This is a genomic window from Lapidilactobacillus luobeiensis (assembly GCF_024345205.1).
In the GTDB taxonomy this organism is placed as follows: Bacteria; Bacillota; Bacilli; order Lactobacillales; family Lactobacillaceae; genus Lapidilactobacillus; species Lapidilactobacillus luobeiensis.
The window spans coordinates 21,468-41,645 of sequence record NZ_BROC01000028.1 but is presented as its reverse complement, the minus strand read 5'-3'; the positions used below and the strand labels follow the sequence as shown (position 1 = coordinate 41,645).

General features: G+C 45.0%; 16 protein-coding genes. 9 read left to right on the top strand and 7 right to left on the bottom strand.

What is annotated here, in order from left to right:
- Positions 1-225 precede the first annotated feature (225 nt).
- From OCU21_RS09220 to OCU21_RS09195, 6 genes are all read left to right on the top strand, one after another.
- The gene (locus OCU21_RS09220) at positions 226-1,869 is read left to right on the top strand and encodes a peptide ABC transporter substrate-binding protein (protein WP_261807120.1); all 1,644 of its coding nucleotides are present in this window, start codon (positions 226-228) and stop codon (positions 1,867-1,869) included.
- A gap of 914 nt (positions 1,870-2,783) precedes the next feature.
- The gene (locus OCU21_RS09215) at positions 2,784-4,442 is read left to right on the top strand and encodes a peptide ABC transporter substrate-binding protein (RefSeq protein WP_261807119.1); all 1,659 of its coding nucleotides are present in this window, start codon (positions 2,784-2,786) and stop codon (positions 4,440-4,442) included.
- Positions 4,443-4,934: 492 nt separating this feature from the next.
- The gene (gene opp3b, locus OCU21_RS09210; protein WP_261807118.1) at positions 4,935-5,873 is read left to right on the top strand and encodes an oligopeptide ABC transporter permease; all 939 of its coding nucleotides are present in this window, start codon (positions 4,935-4,937) and stop codon (positions 5,871-5,873) included.
- The gene (locus OCU21_RS09205; RefSeq protein WP_261807117.1) at positions 5,873-6,904 is read left to right on the top strand and encodes an ABC transporter permease; all 1,032 of its coding nucleotides are present in this window, start codon (positions 5,873-5,875) and stop codon (positions 6,902-6,904) included. The genes opp3b and OCU21_RS09205 overlap by 1 nt, the downstream gene beginning before the upstream one ends.
- An 11-nt stretch (positions 6,905-6,915) precedes the next feature.
- Positions 6,916-8,010, top strand: coding sequence for an ABC transporter ATP-binding protein (locus tag OCU21_RS09200; protein ID WP_261807116.1), 1,095 nt, complete (start codon positions 6,916-6,918; stop codon positions 8,008-8,010).
- On the top strand, positions 8,000-8,965 hold the full coding sequence (locus tag OCU21_RS09195) for an ABC transporter ATP-binding protein (protein WP_261807122.1): 966 nt from the start codon (positions 8,000-8,002) through the stop codon (positions 8,963-8,965). Before OCU21_RS09200 ends, OCU21_RS09195 begins: the two co-directional genes overlap by 11 nt.
- Before the next feature lie 151 nt (positions 8,966-9,116).
- Here OCU21_RS09195 and OCU21_RS09190 read toward each other — a convergent pair whose 3' ends face one another.
- From OCU21_RS09190 to OCU21_RS09160, 7 genes are all read right to left on the bottom strand, one after another.
- Complete coding sequence (locus tag OCU21_RS09190; protein WP_261807115.1) at positions 9,117-9,608, bottom strand: hypothetical protein; 492 nt, start codon at positions 9,606-9,608, stop codon at positions 9,117-9,119.
- Between the two features lie 123 nt (positions 9,609-9,731).
- Entirely contained in the window at positions 9,732-10,919 is a 1,188-nt protein-coding gene (locus OCU21_RS09185) for a cation diffusion facilitator family transporter (protein WP_261807114.1), read from the bottom strand.
- A gap of 281 nt (positions 10,920-11,200) precedes the next feature.
- Entirely contained in the window at positions 11,201-12,445 is a 1,245-nt protein-coding gene (locus OCU21_RS09180; protein WP_261807113.1) for a GGDEF domain-containing protein, read from the bottom strand.
- A 141-nt stretch (positions 12,446-12,586) separates the two neighbouring features.
- Positions 12,587-13,738, bottom strand: coding sequence for a GGDEF domain-containing protein (locus OCU21_RS09175; RefSeq protein ID WP_261807112.1), 1,152 nt, complete (start codon positions 13,736-13,738; stop codon positions 12,587-12,589).
- Positions 13,739-13,999: 261 nt separating this feature from the next.
- The gene (locus tag OCU21_RS09170; RefSeq protein WP_261807111.1) at positions 14,000-14,554 is read right to left on the bottom strand and encodes a DNA-3-methyladenine glycosylase I; all 555 of its coding nucleotides are present in this window, start codon (positions 14,552-14,554) and stop codon (positions 14,000-14,002) included.
- A gap of 139 nt (positions 14,555-14,693) precedes the next feature.
- Positions 14,694-15,182, bottom strand: a complete 489-nt coding sequence (locus tag OCU21_RS09165) for a universal stress protein (RefSeq protein ID WP_261807110.1) — start codon at positions 15,180-15,182, stop codon at positions 14,694-14,696.
- A gap of 128 nt (positions 15,183-15,310) precedes the next feature.
- Entirely contained in the window at positions 15,311-16,465 is a 1,155-nt protein-coding gene (locus OCU21_RS09160) for a glycerate kinase (protein WP_261807109.1), read from the bottom strand.
- Between the two features lie 116 nt (positions 16,466-16,581).
- Here OCU21_RS09160 and OCU21_RS09155 point away from each other — a divergent pair, with 116 nt between their 5' ends.
- The 3 genes from OCU21_RS09155 (at position 16,582) to queG (ending at position 20,161) form a co-directional block, all read left to right on the top strand.
- Positions 16,582-17,376, top strand: a complete 795-nt coding sequence (locus OCU21_RS09155; protein ID WP_261807108.1) for a tyrosine-protein phosphatase — start codon at positions 16,582-16,584, stop codon at positions 17,374-17,376.
- Positions 17,377-18,429: 1,053 nt separating this feature from the next.
- On the top strand, positions 18,430-18,954 hold the full coding sequence (locus tag OCU21_RS09150; protein WP_261807107.1) for a hypothetical protein: 525 nt from the start codon (positions 18,430-18,432) through the stop codon (positions 18,952-18,954).
- 22 nt (positions 18,955-18,976) lie between these two features.
- A complete protein-coding gene (queG, locus tag OCU21_RS09145; protein ID WP_261807106.1) occupies positions 18,977-20,161 on the top strand; it encodes a tRNA epoxyqueuosine(34) reductase QueG in 1,185 nt (394 codons plus the stop codon).
- The last annotated feature ends 17 nt before the right edge of the window (positions 20,162-20,178 follow it).

Genomic DNA, 20,178 nt, shown 5'->3' with positions numbered 1-20,178 from the left:
GAGATTTTCGGTGCACTTCCGAAAAGCTCAAAATCGTGCCCGCAGCGTTCCACCACCCCCAGCCCGACCTGGAGCCCTATCACACTTGTCCACCACCAACACCATGCGCTACGCACAATCTACTTTTTGTCAAAGCACGCATGCGACTATCCACCAACGATTTACAAACACCGCGGAAACAGGTAAAATGCAAAGTGTTACATCGCATTAAGGAGGAAACTAAATATGAAGTTAACAAACTGGGCTAAAGTGGGGCTGACCTCCCTCGTGGCCTTAACTTTGCTGACCGCTTGTGGCGGCAATAGCAAAAAGAGTTCGACGGGTAAAAGTGAACAGGTCTTCACTCGAATGGAAGGTGATGTGATTGGTGGCATGGACTCGGCGGCCGTCACCGATGCGATTTCTGGGCAAGCCTTGGTCGATACGATGGATGGGCTCTATCGCTATAATGGCGCAAAATTAGAGCCAGCAGTCGCGACTAAAGTCGTTAAGCCAACCAACGAGGGTAAGACTTACACATTTAATTTGCGTAAGAACGCCAAATGGAGCAATGGCGATCCCGTTCGCGCGCAAGATTTCGCTTACGGTTGGAAACGCGCCGTTGACCCGGCGACGAAATCACAATACGCCTATCTTTTCTCAGGCATCAAGAATGCTGACGCGATCATGAATGGGACCGAAAAACCAGAATCATTGGGGATCACCGCACTTGATGACCACACCTTAAAGATCGACTTGGACTATGCCATTCCTTATATGGATGGTCTGATGACCAACCCTGTCTTCTTCTCACAAAACGAAAAGGCCGTTACTAAATACGGTAGTGAATATGGGACCGCTTATAACAAGGTCGTTTACAACGGACCATTTAAGCTAACTAAATGGACTGGGACGAACCTCAGTTGGAGCGAAGTCAAAAACAAGGATTATTGGAACGCGAAAGCTGTTAAACTCGATCGCATCGATGTTCAAGTAGTCAAGGAGCCTTCGACTGCTCTGAATCTTTTCCAAAGTGGCAAATTGGATGATGCTATTTTGAGTGGCGAATCCGCGCGGCAAATGAAGCAAGATCCTGCCTTCAAGGCGCAACCGCAAGCCTCAACGTTCTATTTAGAATTGAACCAAAAGAAAGTGGCTGCTTTCCGCAACAAGAATATTCGGTTGGCCATGTCTAAAGCCATCAATCGTAAAGAATTTGTCACCCAAGTTTTAGGCAACTCTTCACTGGTGGCCCACACGGCTGTACCACAAAATCTGGCGCAAATGCCTGACGGGACCGATTTCGCTAAAGCGGCGACTAAGGGTCATGACTACCCGACAACTTTCGACAAGAAAGAAGCCCAAAAGCTTTGGAAACAAGGGTTGAAAGAGGTTGGTATCTCCAGTCTTAACGTTGAATTCCTGACGGATGATTCAGAGAATGCCAAGAAATCCTCCGAATACTTCCAAAGTCAATTGGAAGGTGTTCTTCCCGGCTTGAAATTGAAAATCACCTCCTTACCATTCAAATCGCGGTTAACGCGCTCTGAAAGTGGCGACTTCGATATTTGTATCACACTTTGGGGCGCTGACTTCCCTGACCCGATCACTTATCTGGATCTCTTCACTACCGGCAACCAAAGTAACAATGGTAAATGGTCCAACGCTGACTATGACAAATTGATCCAAGCTAGCAAGACCACCGATGTGACTGACGAGAAGAAGCGCTTCAATGATCTATTGCAAGCCCAGAACATTCTGACAGATGAAGCCGGGATCATTCCGGTTTATCAGACTGCCCAAGCTCACTTGGTCAACCCCAATGTCAAAGATGTCGCTTACTCGCCATCAAACCAATACAATTTCATCCACACCTATATCGCCAAATAATCGCAATTCAAGTAGATCAGCGAATGTAACAGATCCAGCTAGCACCGTGGCAAAAAGCCGCGGTGCTTTTTTGGACGCCAAAATAACGGCAATTTATTGAAACCGTGCCATGATCGTCCCAAACTACCGAGCTAACATCATTACGGTTAGCAACGGACACACGCGTAGTGAGAATAATGCTAATTAGCATAATCAACCAATTTGACCCAGCGAAACTCGTAGACGAATTGGCCGCGGTGCCTACTAGCAACAAATGGCTAATTAATGTTGTGAACCAGTTTCTTCTCATAATAGAATTAGCCTATTTTGCAAAAAAGAAGAAATCACGTGCTTATTTTACCAAAGCATGCGCCATCAAGCCGTTTGCTAAAATTAAAAAAATATGAAAATGCTATTTACTTTTTAATCAAAGCGGGGTATTATAATAACACGTAATCAATTTACTGATTGCGTGTTAGGCTGAGCCTTAGAAAATGAGAGCCCATTTCATTTTGAAGGTTTTACTTATAAAAGAGATGTCGAAGTTATTACTGAATCACTCAACATCTTTCCGTTATCCGTTTTCTCCTTATTTTTGATAAATAATTATTTCCTATAATTATTTATATCTCCTTAATGCTGAAAGGAAGCCCTGAGTATGGTCATGCTCAGGGCTTCTTTTTATTTTCTCATTGTTCGCAGACATTTTTCAGATAAAATCTGGTAATAAATCAGAAAAAATAAAGAAAAATGAGATATTTTTGAATTTAAATGTTTACTTTTTAATGTTGATGCTGTATGATAATGCCTAATCACAGCAAAGGCTGTTATAGAATGTGGCTTGGTTGGTTTATATTGATGAGAGAATTAAAATAACTCGGACAATTATTTTTAACCTCTCAGATTCATGGCACCATTTACAGGAGGAATTTATTATGAAGTGGCAAAAACTAGCAAAACTAACGACTGTGGCCGTGGCTGCAGCGACGATCCTAGCAGCTTGCGGCGCGAATAGCTCTGGTTCAGGTAGTTCATCATCCAGCAACTCCGCGGCGAAACAAGTGCTGACCCGAATGGAAAGCGACGTGATCAGTACGATGGATACCTCAGTCTTGACTGATGCGATCTCTGGTCAAGCCGCTGTTGATACGATGGATGGTCTTTATCGCTACAATGGTGCAAAAGTAGAACCAGCGATTGCCACTAAGATCGCTGAGCCAACAAATGATGGTAAGACTTACACCTATAAGTTACGTAAAGACGCTAAGTGGAGTAATGGTGACGCGGTGACCGCGGAGAACTTCGTCTACGCTTGGCAACGAACCGTCGATCCTGCGACTAAATCTCAATATGCTTATCTTTATTCTGGCATCAAAAATGCGGATGACATTATGAACGGCAAGAAAAAGGCCGACACTTTAGGCGTCACTGCTAAAGACAGTCATACGTTAGTTGTCGAATTAGAACACGCGATCCCTTATTTCAAAACGATGGTCGTTAATCCGGCCTTCTTCCCACAAAACCAAGAAGTCGTTGAAAAATATGGTAGCAAGTATGGTACTTCTTCAGACAAGGCTGTTTACAATGGCCCATTCAAACTAACAAAATGGACTGGTACTAATAATAGTTGGACCGAAGTTAAGAACAAGAATTATTGGAACGCAAAAGCCGTTAAATTAAGCGAGATCAAAGTTCAAGTCGTTAAGGATAGTTCAACTGCCTTGAATCTATTCCAAAGCGGCAAGATGGATGATGTTGCGATCAGCGGTGAGACCGCTCAACAGATGAAAAACGATGCCAGCTACAAACCATTGGCGCAAGCGACTGTTTTCTATCTGGAATTGAATGAAAAGAAAGTACCCGCCTTCAAAAACGAAAAAGTTCGTCAAGCCATCTCCAAGGCTATCAATCGTAAAGAATTCGTCAATAATGTTTTAGGCGATTCCTCGATCCCGGCAGCGAACGTTACGCCACAAAACTTGGCGCAGACCCCAGACGGTACTGATTTCTCCAAAGCAGCAGCGAAGAATTCCGGCGACATGACGAAATACGATGCCGCTGAAGCCAAAAAGCTTTGGACAGAAGGTTTGAAGGAAGCTGGCGTTTCCAGTTTGAATTTGGAATATTTGACTGATGATACTGATGGCGCTAAGAAATCCGCAGAATACTTCCAAAGTCAATTAGAGAAGAATTTGCCTGGTTTGAAATTAACGATCTCCACCGTTCCATTCAAGAGTCGTCTGACTCGTTCCGAAAATGGTGATTTTGACATCGTGATGACGGCTTGGGGCGCCGATTTCCCAGACCCGATCACTTTCCTCGACTTGTTCACTAGCGATAATTCATACAACAATGGTAAATGGAACAGCCCTGAATACGATCAGCTGATCCAAGCTAGCAAGACCACTGATGTGACTGATGAAGACGCTCGGTCCAAAGATCTATTGAGCGCTCAAGAGATCTTGACTAAAGAACAAGGTATCATTCCACTTTATCAACGTGCTCAAGGCCACTTGGTCAATTCAAAGATCAAGAACTTGGCGTACTCGCCAGCAAATACGTACAACTTTGTACACACCTACCTTGCTGACTAGTAAAAGTACCAAACAGATTCATAATTGCTTCAGGGACTGACTTTCTGATCAGTTTCCTAAACCTCTCCTAAACCGCAAGCTGGACACCGCCAGTTTGCGGTTTTACTTTAAATCCATTTGCTCGACTTTTGCCGAGTCCCATTGACCCGTAGCACGGTCAGAACGATCCAGGAATCTCCGCAAAATGATCTCTTTACCTATATAATAGAAAACTAAGAATCTGATAATGGCGGCTTTCGTTGGTCTGGCTGGTCTCGTTTCCCGCTGAATAACGGGTAAAATGGCGGTTCTCATTTTTCACTTAGTCTAGTACGATCATTCAAGCTTTGTCATAGCACAACTTCATCTCAACAATTCAAAATTAGATGAGAAATTAATTAAAAACTCAATTTACAATTTGACCGTTTTACTGTAAGATAGGAACATGCGAAATTAAGTAGCAACGGATGCGGCGATCATTTTATCTATTGAGGCATATAGGGAGTGTAAAACATGAGGAAATATATTTTCAAACGTATCATGTACATGATCTTGACCCTGTTCATTATTGCAACGGCAACTTTCTTCCTAATGAAGTTGATGCCGGGCTCGCCTTACGCGAACCAAGCCAAGATGACGGCAGATCAACGGGCGATCATGGATGCGCAATATGGGCTGAATAAGCCTGTTTATCAGCAATACTTCATTTATTTGATTGGGATCTTACATGGTGATTTTGGCACCTCATTCCAATTCAATAATCAACCAGTTTCATTTTTGATTTCTAGTCGGATCGGGCCATCGATGCAGATCGGTGCTCAAGCGATCATTCTAGGGACTGTTCTTGGTATTCTTTTGGGCGCGATCGCCGCGATCCGTAAGAACACTTGGGTCGACACTTTGGCGACTTTCTTTGCCATTTTAGGACGTTCGATCCCCAACTTCGTTTTCGCCGTTTTACTTCAGTTCTACTTGGCCTTTAAACTCAAGATCTTCCCGATCGCGTTATGGGATGAAGGTTTCCGTTCCAGCATTCTACCCACGATCGCCTTGTCGATGGCGCCGTTAGCGACTACGGCACGATTCATGCGGACGGAAATGGTCGATGTTTTGAACTCAGATTATATCGAGTTGGCCCGGGCCAAAGGGAATACCCCTTGGCAAACTGTCGCTAAACACGCGCTACGTAATTCGCTGATCCCAGTGATCACGATCATCGGTCCAATGGCCGTCGACTTAATGGTCGGTTCAATGGTCGTTGAAAATATCTTTTCGATTCCCGGTATTGGCGATCAATTCGTCAAATCGATCACAACTAATGACTATCCAACGATCATGGGTCTGACCTTACTGTACTCATTCATGTTGGTTGTTGTGATCCTGATCGTCGATATCCTATATGGGTTCATCGACCCACGAATCAGACTTAGCGGAAACGAGGGCTCTAACTAATGGCTGATAATACTTCTGATATCAAACTAAACGCAGACAGTTTCAAACCGGTTGCGGCAAATAATGTTGACGAACAAGAGAAGATCTCCGCGCCTTCTTTGACCTTTTTCCAAGACGCGATCCGGCGTTTACGGAAAAACAAGGCCGCGGTCTTTTCCTTCTGGCTTCTAGCGATCATCATTTTGATCTCGATCGTCTCGATTTGGTGGACGCCTAGCGATCCTAACGCTCAACACGTGGCTTATGCGAACTTGCCACCGAAGATCGCTAATGGCAGTATTCCTGGATTCACTGGCAAGGCCAATGTCGGCGGTAATATCGTCGATAAATACGCGGCGGCCAAAGTTCCCAAGGGGACTTATTATGTGTTAGGCACTGACTATTTAGGTCGTGATCTCTTTTCGCGGCTGATGAAGGGGGTCGCCTTATCGCTTTTGATCGGTTTACTGGCAACCTTATTCGACTTGGTGATCGGGGTTCCTTATGGGATCATTTCCGGGTGGAAAGGTGGCAAAACCGATACGATCATGCAACGGATCATTGAGATCATCTCCTCGATCCCGAACTTGGTCGTGGTTATTTTGATGTTGCTGCTCTTTACGCCTGGCCTAGGCTCGATCGTTGTGGCCATGGGGATCACTGGTTGGATCACGATGGCGCGACTAGTGCGCGCAGAAACATTGACCTTGAAAACTCAAGAATATATTTTAGCGGCGCGAACGTTAGGTGAATCACCTCTCCGTATTGCCTTGAAACACTTGATTCCTAACCTTTCATCGACGATCATCATTCAAACCATGTTCTCGATCCCTACCGCGATCTTCTTCGAAGCCTTCCTGAGCTTCATCGGGATCGGGATCCCTGCACCGAACGCATCGCTGGGTACTTTATTGTCTGACGGGCAAAAAACATTCCGTTTCTTACCTTATCAAATGTGGTATCCCGCTGCAGTCATCAGTATCATTATGATCGCGTTCAACTTACTCGCAGATGGTTTACGTGATGCTTTCGATCCAAAAACACAAGAATAGGAGCGGCACAGATGGAAAAAATTCTAGAAGTGAAAGACTTACAAATAGATTTTGATACCTTTGCCGGCTCAGTAAAGGCTATTCGTAACGTTGATTTTCATTTAAATAAAGGTGAGACCCTAGCGATCGTTGGGGAATCTGGTTCCGGCAAATCGGTCACTGTCCGCAGTATCATGGGGCTATTAGCCAATAATGCTCAGGTAACTAGTGGCTCGATCGATTTTAAGGGCCGCGATATTTTGAAATTAAGTAACCGCGAGATCGAAAAGATCCGCGGAAATGATATTTCAATGATCTTCCAGGATCCAATGACCTCATTGGACCCCACGATGCCGATCGGCAAACAAGTCGCTGAACCACTATTGATCCATGGCAGCATGTCCAAGAAAAAGGCCATGGCGCGGGCCGAAGAGGTCCTCGAACTGGTCGGGATCACCAACGCAAAAAATCGGATGAAGGATTATCCCCATCAATTTTCAGGGGGACAACGCCAACGGATCGTGATCGCTATCGCCATCGTTAATTATCCAGAGATCCTGATCGCCGATGAACCGACGACTGCCTTGGACGTGACGATCCAAGCTCAAATCATCGACCTCATGAAGGAATTACAAAACAAAATCGAAACGTCGATCATCTTTATCACCCATGATTTAGGTGTCGTCGCTGGTATCGCTGATCGGGTCGCCGTGATGTACGCTGGCAAGATCATTGAATACGGCTCTGTTGACGAGATTTTTTATAATCCACAACACCCCTACACTTGGGGACTACTGAATTCAATGCCGACCCTTGATACCGACTCTGATCGGCTTTACGCGATCCCCGGAACACCGCCAAACTTGCTGAATCCACCGAAGGGCGATGCTTTTGCCCCACGGAACCCTTATGCTATGGCGATCGATTATGAGGCGATGCCACCGTTCTTCAAGATATCCGATACCCATTATGCGGCGACTTGGCTACTGCATCCGGATGCTCCTAAAACCGAGCCACCTGTTGCCATTAAAAAGCGCCAGGCCGAATTTCAGCGTTTAGTGGCTGAAGGTAAGATCAACCAACCGGAATATGAAGAAGAAGGAGGCGTGAAGGATGATGCAGAATAACCCACAACCGCAAGAACGAAAAAAACTGGTCGAAGTTAAGCATCTCAAGCAATACTTCAACGCCGGCCGCCGTAACGAAGTCAAAGCTATCGATGATATTAGTTTTGAGATCTACGAAGGCGAGACTTTTGGTCTAGTTGGTGAATCTGGTTCTGGTAAAAGCACGACTGGTCGCAGTATTATCCGACTATATACCCCAACTAGTGGCGAGATCGAATTCAATGGGACTGATATCAGTAAGATCAAGCATAAAGATATGTTACAGTTCCGTCGCGAAATGCAAATGATCTTCCAGGATCCTTACGCTTCTTTGAACCCGCGGATGAAAGTCAAAGATATTATTGCGGAAGGTCTAGATATCCATCATTTGGTCAAAAACGAAGCTGAACGTGACGCGCGCGTCAATGAGCTCCTTGATCTCGTGGGGTTGAGTCATGACCACGCTACCCGTTATCCCCACGAATTCTCAGGTGGTCAACGTCAACGGATCGGGATCGCCCGCGCCTTAGCTGTTGAACCTCGCTTTATCATTGCTGACGAACCGATCTCAGCTTTGGATGTGTCGATCCAGGCTCAAGTGGTCAATTTACTCCGTGATATCCAAAAAGAGCAAAATTTGACCTACCTCTTCATCGCTCATGACTTGTCGATGGTCAAATACATCAGTGATCGGATCGCGGTGATGCATAATGGCCGCTTGATGGAATTATCCAGCGCCGATGAGGTCTACAATCACCCCTTACATCCGTACACCAAGAGTTTACTCTCGGCAGTACCGTTACCTGATCCTTTCTACGAACGTAACCGCCATCGTAAGGGTTATGATGATCGCATCGAGACTGATGGTCAGCTCCGTTCATTAAAGGAGATCGTTCCTGGTCACTTTGTCCTCGCCACTGAAGAAGAAGTTGCCGGCTATCAAGCTGCCGCGGAAGAATATCATCTTGATGATTAAGCTACTTATTATCACCAGCTCGTTAGAGAAATCCTCTGACGAGCTTTTTTGTTGCCGGCTAGGTCGCTGCGATCACGCAGAGCGAGAATGGATAATTTCCCGCAACAAAAAAACGCCCCACATCGGGACGTTCAATCAATAAACTATCAGGCTAAGCTTCTTGCCAATGCGTCAAAGCATCAGCCGCCAAGGCGATACTGATCGCCGCATCTTTAGATAAGTGCTGACGGACCAATTCCGTATTGCTGATCGCCACAACGGCACCCAACACTTTAAAGCTATAAGCAATGATCTGCAGATCTTTACGGGGCGAATAGCCCTCAGCATAGCTATCTTCATGATTATATTCAAAATGGATCTCACCAGCCGCCAACGCTCCGTCAACATGATTGACTAAGACCCGATCTTGTAACTTATTCATTGCGTCTCGTTCGCCTTGGAGCGTTAGTTTATGATCAGAGATCGTCCGATAATAAGTTTCTTGGGTCATCGTCAAGAAAGACGTCACCGACTGATCAAAAACGTGCAGACTATCGATCAGTCGATAAACCTGCTCTGCGTCAAATTTGATTTTCTGAGCAACGATCTCATTGGTATTTGTTTGTAGCCAATCGGCATATTGTTTGATTGCTTCACGTTCCATCACTTGATCCTCCTAAAATATCTATCCGTTATTCATTTTACTTGTCTCGCTGTTAAGAAACAACCCTCAAAGCCAAAAGCGCCACGCAACAGTGCTGGGCTTTAGCGCGCTGGGCCTAAGGGGTCAAATCAAAGTATGGTCATGCATCGCGTAATTATGGTCAAAAGTGATCTCAGCGGTGACATCGCCGAGGATCTTGCGTAGATCGTGGTTGATGCCCACTAAGAGCTCATCGTCACTGACTTTGACAGAATCAGGAACGATCACATCGAATTGGATCAGATGATCCCCATTGACCAAACGTTCCACATGAAAATCATGCGTCTGCAAGCCTAACCGATAATGCGCGATCACCATTTGGACCGCTTCGTAGATCTTAGCTGACTTGCGGCTACGGATATCGATCGGGTCCACATGACAAACCATATGGATATGTTGTTGATGCCAAAAATCATGTTCGATCTTATCGATCACTTTATGGGCGTGATTCAAGGACCAACCACTGTCTAACTCGATATGGACCGTCGCGAAAATACTATTTGGACCATATTGATGCACCATCAGATCATGATACCCTAAGATCGCCGTGGAATCATCTAATAACGTGGTCATTTTCGCTAATAGCGCGTCTTCCGGCTGATGCCCCAACAATGAACTGATAAAGGAGCGGATCATCGTGATTGCACTGATCAGGATATAGATGGCCACGGCTAACCCAACATAGCCATCCAAATGCCAGCCAGTTAAATTTTGGATGATCGCCGATAACAAAACCGCGATCGTGGTATACACATCATTTTGACTATCTTTAGCAGTCGCTACCAAAGTCAACGAGTCGATCGTCTTGCCAACTTGATGGTAAAACATGACTTGCCACATTTTCAAGGCGATCGACAGTCCTAAGATCACATAAATCGCCGGCGCATAGGTCACCGCGACCGGTGTGATGATTTTTTTTACCGAAGTGATCGTAAACTCGAAACCGACAAAGAGGATCACCATCGAGATCAAAAATCCGGCGATCGTTTCAGAACGCTCATGACCATAAGGGTGGTCATGATCAGGCTTTTTCTCAGCCATTTTAAACCCGATCACAGTAACGATCGACGATAACATGTCTGACAAGTTATTGACGGCGTCGGTAATGATCGCGATGCTTCCTGAGATCAAGCCGATCACGATTTTAAGCGCAAACAAAATCAAATTGGAAATGATCCCGACTAACCCGGCAAAGAAGCCATAGTTTGCCCGGCGTTCCAGTGCAGAACGATGCCGATTGCGTTGCGCCAACCATTTTAATAGCAATTTCATCCCAATTCGCCTCCAGTAAAACAGTCGATCTATGGTCAGCGTTTGTTTGCTTTGCGCCTAACGCCTGCCAGTCGACCAACTCAGGTGAAAAACACTTAAGCAAAAAACAGCCACTGCTCACCATGATCACTTAAAAAGCTAAACATCAGCTATAAAATAGCTGACCATTGCTTAGTTTCCAGTATAGCATGGAAGTCGGGACTGTCTATCAATGACTCATTTTTGAATTTTTAGATCAGGTCATCAGCTGCGCTACAGCGTAAAATAACGTTATTGCGAAATCATCGCTCTGTTTCTGTTTCCGAGTGTTCGCGAGCCGCTGCCAAAGTGTCTGCCGCAGTTATTTTTGCGGCCATATTCTCAGCAGCGGTGCTTGCTAGATCGTGGCTTTCAGTGACGATCTGGTCGCCACCATGACGCTTGGCTGTGTAAGTCAAAATATCAGCGCGGTCAAAAAACTGTTTGGAAGTTTCATCCTGCGCTTGCAACTCAGTTAGTCCTGCCGAGAAAGTCAACGGGATCTTCGCGTCCTTATAAACAAATTCAGCAGCGCGCACAGCGGCCATGATCCGATTGGACACCGCCAGAGCCGATGGTAATGAAGTCCCCGTAAAGACCACTGCGAACTCCTCACCGCCGATCCGATAAACGGCGATATCAGCGTTGCTTTTGATCACCCCAACGACGATCGCGCAGAAGTGCACCAAAACATAGTTTCCCGCCAAATGACCATAAGTATCATTAACTGATTTAAAATGATCCAGATCCATGATCATCATACTCATCGGCAGTTTTTTTTCTTGACTACGTTGGAAAGTATGTTCGATATTCAAGTTGAACGCGTGATAATTATAAACATGGGTCAAACCATCTAGATAGGCTTCCTGCGTGCGTTTGAAAATCATTTCCTGATTCTGCTGCATCGAATACGAGACCGTATAAGGAATCGAGATCAGCAGCACCATTTGACCCATGTAAGCTAAAATAGTCTGAAAACTGACAGTATAGATCTTAGCGATCAATACGTTGTAACTATAATAACCGACCCAGAACAATAATCCCGTGATATTGAAGAACAATAGGCGAACGAACCAATGCTTGATTTTCGAACTATTACCGATCAGTAAAATAATCAGAAACATGACGAAATAGATCGCAATGTAGAATAAGGAATGAGGATTGACGCCTCGAAAAACCAGATAACCCAAGACGATCACATCAAAGGCAATGATTACCACATCATTACTCACAAACATCATGACCAAAATCAGGGTGACCATTTTTAAATTGACCAAGGACATTGGCGATGCGTGATTATACTTCTGAAAAACAAACATGATCAACCCGACCGCCGCAAAAAAAGTGACGGCTAATGCGCGCAACCGCCAATCCATTTTGCCGACCCAAACAGCCTCATTCGTGTGCCGTGAGGTATAACTGTTACTTAAAAATTGAAAAAGAAAGAAAATCCCAAAAATGATCAGTAGCTCTAAAAAGGCAAAGCCATTGCTATTGATGCGTATCATCTCGACAACTCCAGTAAAAACTAACTCAATTTTTTCCGCCGCTCTATTCGTGACAAGCTTCAATGACTCAATGACCGATCGATCACCTGACTGATGAGACGATGATCACCGGCGCGTTTGCCGGCATCAACCAAACAACGATCAATCGCCGCTAGTCATGCGCGTGACGATTTGGTCGCGACCATTTTGCTTGGCTAAATAAGTCAGTCCATCAACGCGATCATAGAATTCACGTGAAGTCCCATCAGCGCCAACGACTTCACTAAGACCTCCCGAAAAGGTCAAGGGGATCCGTGTTTCTTTGTAAATAAAGTCCTCTTCACGAACATTCGCTTCGATTTTCTCTGCCAACTGTAATGCTACTGACCGGTCAGCCTCCGTGAAAATAATCGCGAATTCCTCGCCGCCGATCCGATAAAGCTTGTAATCACTGCCACTAGGGAATTGATCACGGACCACTTCGCAGAAATGGACCAAAATAAAATTCCCCGCCAAATGTCCATAGGTGTCATTGATCGTCTTGAAATGATCCAGATCTAAAACCATCATCGACAACGCTAACTTTTTCTCTTTACTGTGTTGGAAAGCATGTTCCAAATTTAAGTTAAAAGCATGGTAATTATAAACATTAGTCAGCCCATCAAGATAGACTTCTTGAGTCCGTTTAAATACGGATAATTGATTCTGTTGCATCGAATATGCGACGATATACGGCACTGAGATCAAAATGACCATTTGAAGAATGTAATAGCTTAAACGCTGCGGCGTCATTTTTAACTGCCGCGTAATATAAGCATAGAACAGGTAGGTCGTCACCCAATAAACCGCCCCGCTGGCGTTGAAGATCAAAAGCTTCAGCCAAGGCCCCAGCTTATTTTGTTCACCGATCAGTAAAACAGCGATAAATAGTAGCGAATAAAAAACCACATAGGCCAGCGTGCCGGGATCGATCCCATGAATAATAAAGTAAAAAAGTGCCGTGATATCAAAGGCGATCACGACGACATCATAACCAACAAACATCGTGATCATAATCATCGAAGCGATCACGAGATTGACCGAAGTACGTGGATCACTGGCGGTCAACTTCTGAAAAAGGACTAGGAGGATCCCCACGACGCTGAACAGGATCGCAGTCAGTAAACGCAACTGCCAATCCATCTTGCCGACCCAAACCACATCGTTTGAGTGTCGCCGCGTATAAACATTACCGACATATTGAAAAATAAATAATGTGCCAAAAATAGTCAGTAATTCCATGACGATCAACGTCACACCACTAATTTCAATCATGTTTCCTTCCTCATTGGCTTACTGAGCAATCTTAGCAAAACGGATCGATCAACCGATCTAGCCGCCATAAATGCTATTCTTCAGCGATCACTCAGGTTCCGATATTAGCCATACATAAATGTGTCGATACGAAAAATGGGGGCCAGGCCCCCACTGATTTATATCACAATAAGAAATATACAACCAAGTTAAATAATACGTCTTTTATATATATTTATCAACTATTTGCGTGAAACTTAAAGATAAATTGATCAAGCCGACTTATTTTGCGGGGCAACCAACTAAATGATCATTCACAATGCCAACCGCTTGTAACCACGAATAGACGATCGTTGGTCCCACGAATTTAAAGCCCCTTCTCTTAAGATCTCGAGCAATCTGCTGAGCTAATGGTGAGGTGCTGGGCACCTCTTGCTCAGTCATCGGGTAGGCAATGAGCGGCTGACCGTCAACAAAATGCCAGAGATAAGTGCTCAGTGAACTAAATTCGCCTTCACTATCTAGCCGTAACACTGCTTGAGCATTATTAACTGTTGCCGCTATTTTCAAGCGATTCCGAATGATCCGGGGATCTTGTAAGATCTGTTCCAGTTCCTTCGTCGTCATCGCTGCGACCTTGACCAATTCAAAGTCGTGGAAGTCCTCGGCGAAAGCCGCTTGCTTATTCAAAACAGTTTGCCAACTCAAACCCGCCTGATAAGTTTCCAGACAGAGCCGCTTAAACAATTGTTGTTCATCGGTGACCGGTTTACCCCAAATATGATCATGATACACCTGTAATTCAGGCGACTGATGCGCCCAAGAACATTCTGCCATCAAAAAAGCCTCCGTCCGTGATTACTTTCTATTTTACCAGAAAGTAATCACGAATAGCGGCTACTAATGATCAGAAAACTTTTTCACACAGCTATTGCTAGTGTCGCGGGCCCAACTGTATTTATTATGGCGCGACTAACTACTTCTTGCGCCGACGTCCTTGAAACTTATTCTCCAGATCAGTACGCACGATCAAAACATCGCAAGGCGCTTGGCGATTGACATACTCGGTGACGGAACCAACGAGGACCCGTTCGACCGCATTTAAACCCGTGGCGCCGATCATGATCAGATCAGTGTGATGGTCCCGGGGAAAATCCTTCGCGATGACGACTTTAGGATTGCCGAAACGGACATGGATACCAATATCTTTCAAACCATCACGTTCGATCGTTGCCGCGCGCAGATTCTCTAAATAACTCTGCGCATCTTCTGAAATTTGATAAATAGCGTCACCGGTCAGGCCACCGCCGTAATTACCAACAAATTGTTTCGTATCTAAGACTGTCAATAAATCTAAATGCGCGCCATTTGCTTGAGCCACTCGCTTAGCCTTATTGAAGGCCAATTCAGCCTCTGGCGAGCCATCAACTGGAACCAAGATCGTACGATATTCTTGCTCTAACATTTTTAGCACCCGCTTTCCTTATCTATAGTAAAATCATAAACTTAAAAGCCGTGAAATACAAGAAACAAGCGTGAAAACGTATCAGTCCGCTGATTCTGATCCCGATCCTTGATTAGCTAAGAATCATTTTATTCCTGTAATAATTTAAGCAATTCTCGAGTACTCACACTTAAACTTTGTAGTAATTCAGCCCGACCCGGATTGACCTCATCAAAAGAATGAGGAACTTGCAAGCCAGTCAATGATGGCAACACGATAATACTAACCGTTGACCAAGGTGTTGCTGATAAGGGGAGACTTCGGCTCAAAGTTTGCAAGATCGTCGGCACTTTCATAGTCGCGCACATTTCCGCAAGATGAGCGATCAGCGAATCTTTAAAAGTCGCATTGACCGCGCCGGTCGTTAACAAGGCGGTATCAAAGCCCGCGATCATCTTGCGCAACTCCAGCGTCTGTAGCAACCAAGCAAAGGGATCACTTTCGATCGTCGCGCCTAAACAAGCCAGTGCCCCAGCGATCCCGCCACCAGCGCCCGCACCCACGATCTGCGTCAAATCGATATCAAAAAGGTTCCGTAACATTCGATTGAAGGCGCCCGCACGAACATCAAGCCGCACCACTTGCTCTGATTGCAAACCTAATTTCTTACCAGCGCGAACGATTCCACTTTCATGTCCAGTATAGATCGTTTGTTCCTGAGTCAAGATCGTTAAATGGACCGGTTGCAAAAGTTCGATCGTCTTGGCCAGATCGATAGCGCCAAAATTGATCAGTGGATTTTCCCCAACTGGGATTGGGTCGCCGCTTTCATCAGTGATCACCGCCCCTAGCGCTTGTAGCAGACCTAGGCCGCCGTCGATCATCCCCGTTTCGCCCAAAATCAAAACGATCTCTTGCGCTTCATTTGTAACGGCGTCAAGGATCAGCTGACCTAAGCCATAACTGGACGCGTGAAACAGATCGTGATTATCATAGGTCTGACTTAACTGAGGATTGCTAAAACTCGTGGTATCGATCAACGCTGTGCGTCGATTCTGTAATGTCGTCACGAGATAAGTCGTCTGAGTACTAGCCCAGGTCGGTCCATAGAAAGTAAAATCCGCTAACCGGCCTTCACGCCACTGTTGCATCCCCGCAATGATCTGACCCAACTCACCATTGAACGGTAATGAAACGATTTCCAGATCCTGTTGCTCTGCTTGAAGCACTTCTTGAATCGCCTGACCACTATCTGCGCCCGAAATATCTGCGGTCAACGCTTGATTCGCCATTAAAATCCGCATTGTGCACCTACCATTTCTTCATTTATAATCCCCGAAAACAACTTTTGCAATTGCATGACGCTGATTCTCTGTTATGATATAGACGTTCCCAATAAAGTGATTGCGAGGTTTTATTAATGACAACACGCCTTTTAAAAGTTGAAAACGGGCACAACTTTCGTGAACTAGGTGGTTACACTACCCAAGATGGTCGCCATTTAAAATATCATAAAGTAATTCGCGCCGGTCATCTCTGTGACCTTTCCACAGCCGATCGCCAACTACTCACTGATTATGGTGTTCGTCAAGACGTTGACTTTCGCTCCCGTGATGAAGTCGAAAAAGGACCAGATCGCGTTCCAGAACAGGCAGAGTATATCTTTAATCCGATTTTTGCCGTTGATGAAACAAGAAGCACTGAAAGCGCCGCCCAAATCGCTGCCGCGCTGAAAAAAGATCCTCGCGCCGGTTATCAACAGATGATCAAGGTCTACCATAATCTTATCACGGACCCGCACGCGCAGAAAGCTTTTCGCCAATTCTTTGCCTTACTTTTGGCTAATGATCAAGACGATCAGGCTTTGCTCTTCCATTGTACGGGCGGCAAGGACCGAACAGGCATTGGCGCTTATCTCTTTTTGAATGCTTTGGGAGTCGATCCGGATACGATCCGGCACGATTATTTGTTGACAAATACAGTGACACAGGATTATTTGAATGACTTTTTAGCTGGCTTACGTGCCAAAGGTGAAAGTGAGATCACTATCGCCAATACACGAGCTTTTTGGGTCGTTGAACCTGGTTATTTAGCCCAAGCTGAAGACGACATCACAGAAAATTACGGGAATGTTCACAATTTCTTAACAAATGACTTGAAATTAACTCAAAACGACCTGCATGATTTGCAAAGCATTTATCTGACGACCAAGTAGTTGGGCAAGCTTCGAGAAATCGAAATCAATTGGGCACAATTAAGTCATGACTTTCCTTTATTATGATAAGCGTAGTCAATAAATGACTTCCCCCCAATAATTTTGAAGCACAAATTCTTTTTCATCTCCCCCCAATACTTGAAAAAGAGGCATTCATTCTGAATGCAGGAAAGCAGGCCATAGGCGCCTGCTTTTTTTTATTGTCAAAATCTCCCTCGAACCCATTTAACACTAAGATCGCTGATGTGTTTCGCTGAGCGTGACCGGCTTGACCCACCTAGTATCCTAAAGTTCGGAGCGGGGCAAGCGTATAACCGGCGCGCTCAGCTAAGACCAAATACGCTCATCGCCATAACAAAAGCCGGTTTAGCTTACCAAACTAAGACGGCTTTTTATTCTTACTTTTTAATGAGTTATTGACACTTAACGCCGGTGAGTTGTTGACTGCCCTTCTCTTATCTTGGAAAATCGGTCGTAACTTTTACATCCAACATATCCTACCTTTTAAAAAAACTCATCTAGCCGATCAGCACTTATTCTTTGCTAACGATTTCTGCTCTTAAGCAATCAGGAATAAAAGCTTTTTCAGTCAGTGTTGCAACAATAATGTCGCTCTAACCATTTATTAAAAAGCGACTTGAGAATATGCTATAATTCAGACAGTGATTGCGGTGATCGTAACTGTCACACAACTGCGTGACTCAGCTTGACTCGAAAAGTTGACAATCATGACTGACTGCATCACGATTCGCTCAAAATTCCGATTTTTTACAAACAAAAAGGCTTCAACAATGGAACTTTCCATTGACAAGCCTAAGAAAATAAATAATGTGAAGAAATTGTGAAGATTCTATGAACAAAGTATGACGATCATTCTTTTGCTACTCTTCTAGTGGTGTAGCAACGGTAACAACTATTCTTTTATAAGTTCATTATAACCGATAACCACAGAAAATTCAAACTTTCTGATAATATTTCCTTTAGTCCTAGCTTTGATCCTTTTTTCAAACTATCACATTCTTTTTTGATCCCAATAAAGGACGGTTTAGATCCATGACCTCATTTCCCGCAAAAAAAATCGCCTACTTAGCGATAATGGCCGCCTTAGCCATCGTTTTAGGTCTGGCGACCAGCTTCTTACCCAACTTTTCCTTGACGTTGGCCTTCTATTTTCTATTGAGCGTGTTTTCTGGTCTCGCATCTGGTTGGTCAGTGATGCTCGTCGCTGTATTGGCCAGCAATCTGCGCACGGGTATCGGCCCTTGGACGCTTTTTCAGATCATTGCCTACAGTTGTTTATTATTGCTTTGGTACGGGTACACTCGTTCGGACTTCATTAAAAAAATTTGGTTGAGTGCCTTAGTCGCTGCCGGATTAGCGTTTACTTTTGGCTTTTGGAATGCTTTGCTGAATGTACCTTTCTACCATCTACCTAATTTCTGGGTCTATTATCTGCAAGGCCTACCCTTTGATGCTTCATTGTGTCTGGCGACGGGATTAGGCTACTGGTTGATGGCACGCTATTTATTGCCAATTATGATTCATCGTTTACCAGAAATGGCGCGATCCAAGCGTTGATTTTTAAGAGGAGCGTATCCAAATGGATGTAAATACAGACGGCCTAAAACAAGCGATCATCACTGCCAGCAAGGCTATTGGTATCGATAAGATCGGTTTTACCACCGCTGCTGATTTTGAACGGCTTCGCCCCAGTTTAGTCGCGCAAAAAGCTGCCGGCCATACGACCGGTTTTGAGCACCAGAACCTTGATGAACGACTGGATCCGGAGCTGATTTTTGACCAGCCTCGTTCGATCATTGCGATCGCGCTGGCCTACCCCACCAAAATGGCAACTCGACCGCCAAGGACTGCCTACAAACGAGGACAGTTCGCCCGGGCGTCTTGGGGGAACGACTATCATACGATCTTGCGGGAGAAAATGACCACTTTGATCACTCAGATCGAGGCCTTGGCAAACGCTGATCAGCAATTTCGCTTTAAGCCAATGGTCGACACCGGTGAATTGATCGATGTTGCCGTAGCCCAACGCGCCGGTCTTGGTTTTATCGGCCGCAATGGCCTATTGATCACCGAAGAGTTCGGCTCCTATGTTTATTTAGGTGAGATCATCACGAATATTCCTTTTACTCCAGATCAGCCTAGCGAAAATCAATGTGGTACCTGCCAACGTTGCATCACGGCTTGCCCCCCTCACGCATTACTAGGCGATGGGCGCCTTAATGGACAACGGTGTTTGTCTTATCAGACTCAAACTAAAGGCCTGATGCCCACGGAGTTTCGCCCGATGATCCGGAATGTGATCTATGGCTGTGACATTTGCCAGATCGTTTGTCCTTTTAATAAGGGTAAGGACTTTCACTTCCATGCTGAAATGGAGCCTGATCCTGACACGACCATGCCAGAATTAGTTCCACTGCTGACTGTCACCAATCAAACTTTCAAGGCTAAATTCGGTCCGCTAGCTGGTTCTTGGCGTGGTAAAAAGCCGTTACAGCGCAACGCGATCATCGCTTTGGCCAATCTTCATGATCAAAGTGCCCTGCCGCATTTGCTAGCTGTGATTGAGCATGATGTTCGTCCCGTGATCCGCGCAACGGCGGTTTGGGCAGTCGTTGAACTCACACCTTACGCGAATCCTGAATTGGTTGATTTCCTGCAACAAGCCCTAGCCCGTGAAGATCACACTGATCCTAACATCTTAACTGAATACCAAACAGCGCTCACCAAATTAAAAAATCGTCCTGATCACCCTAACGCTGATTGAACGATTTTTTCTAAAAA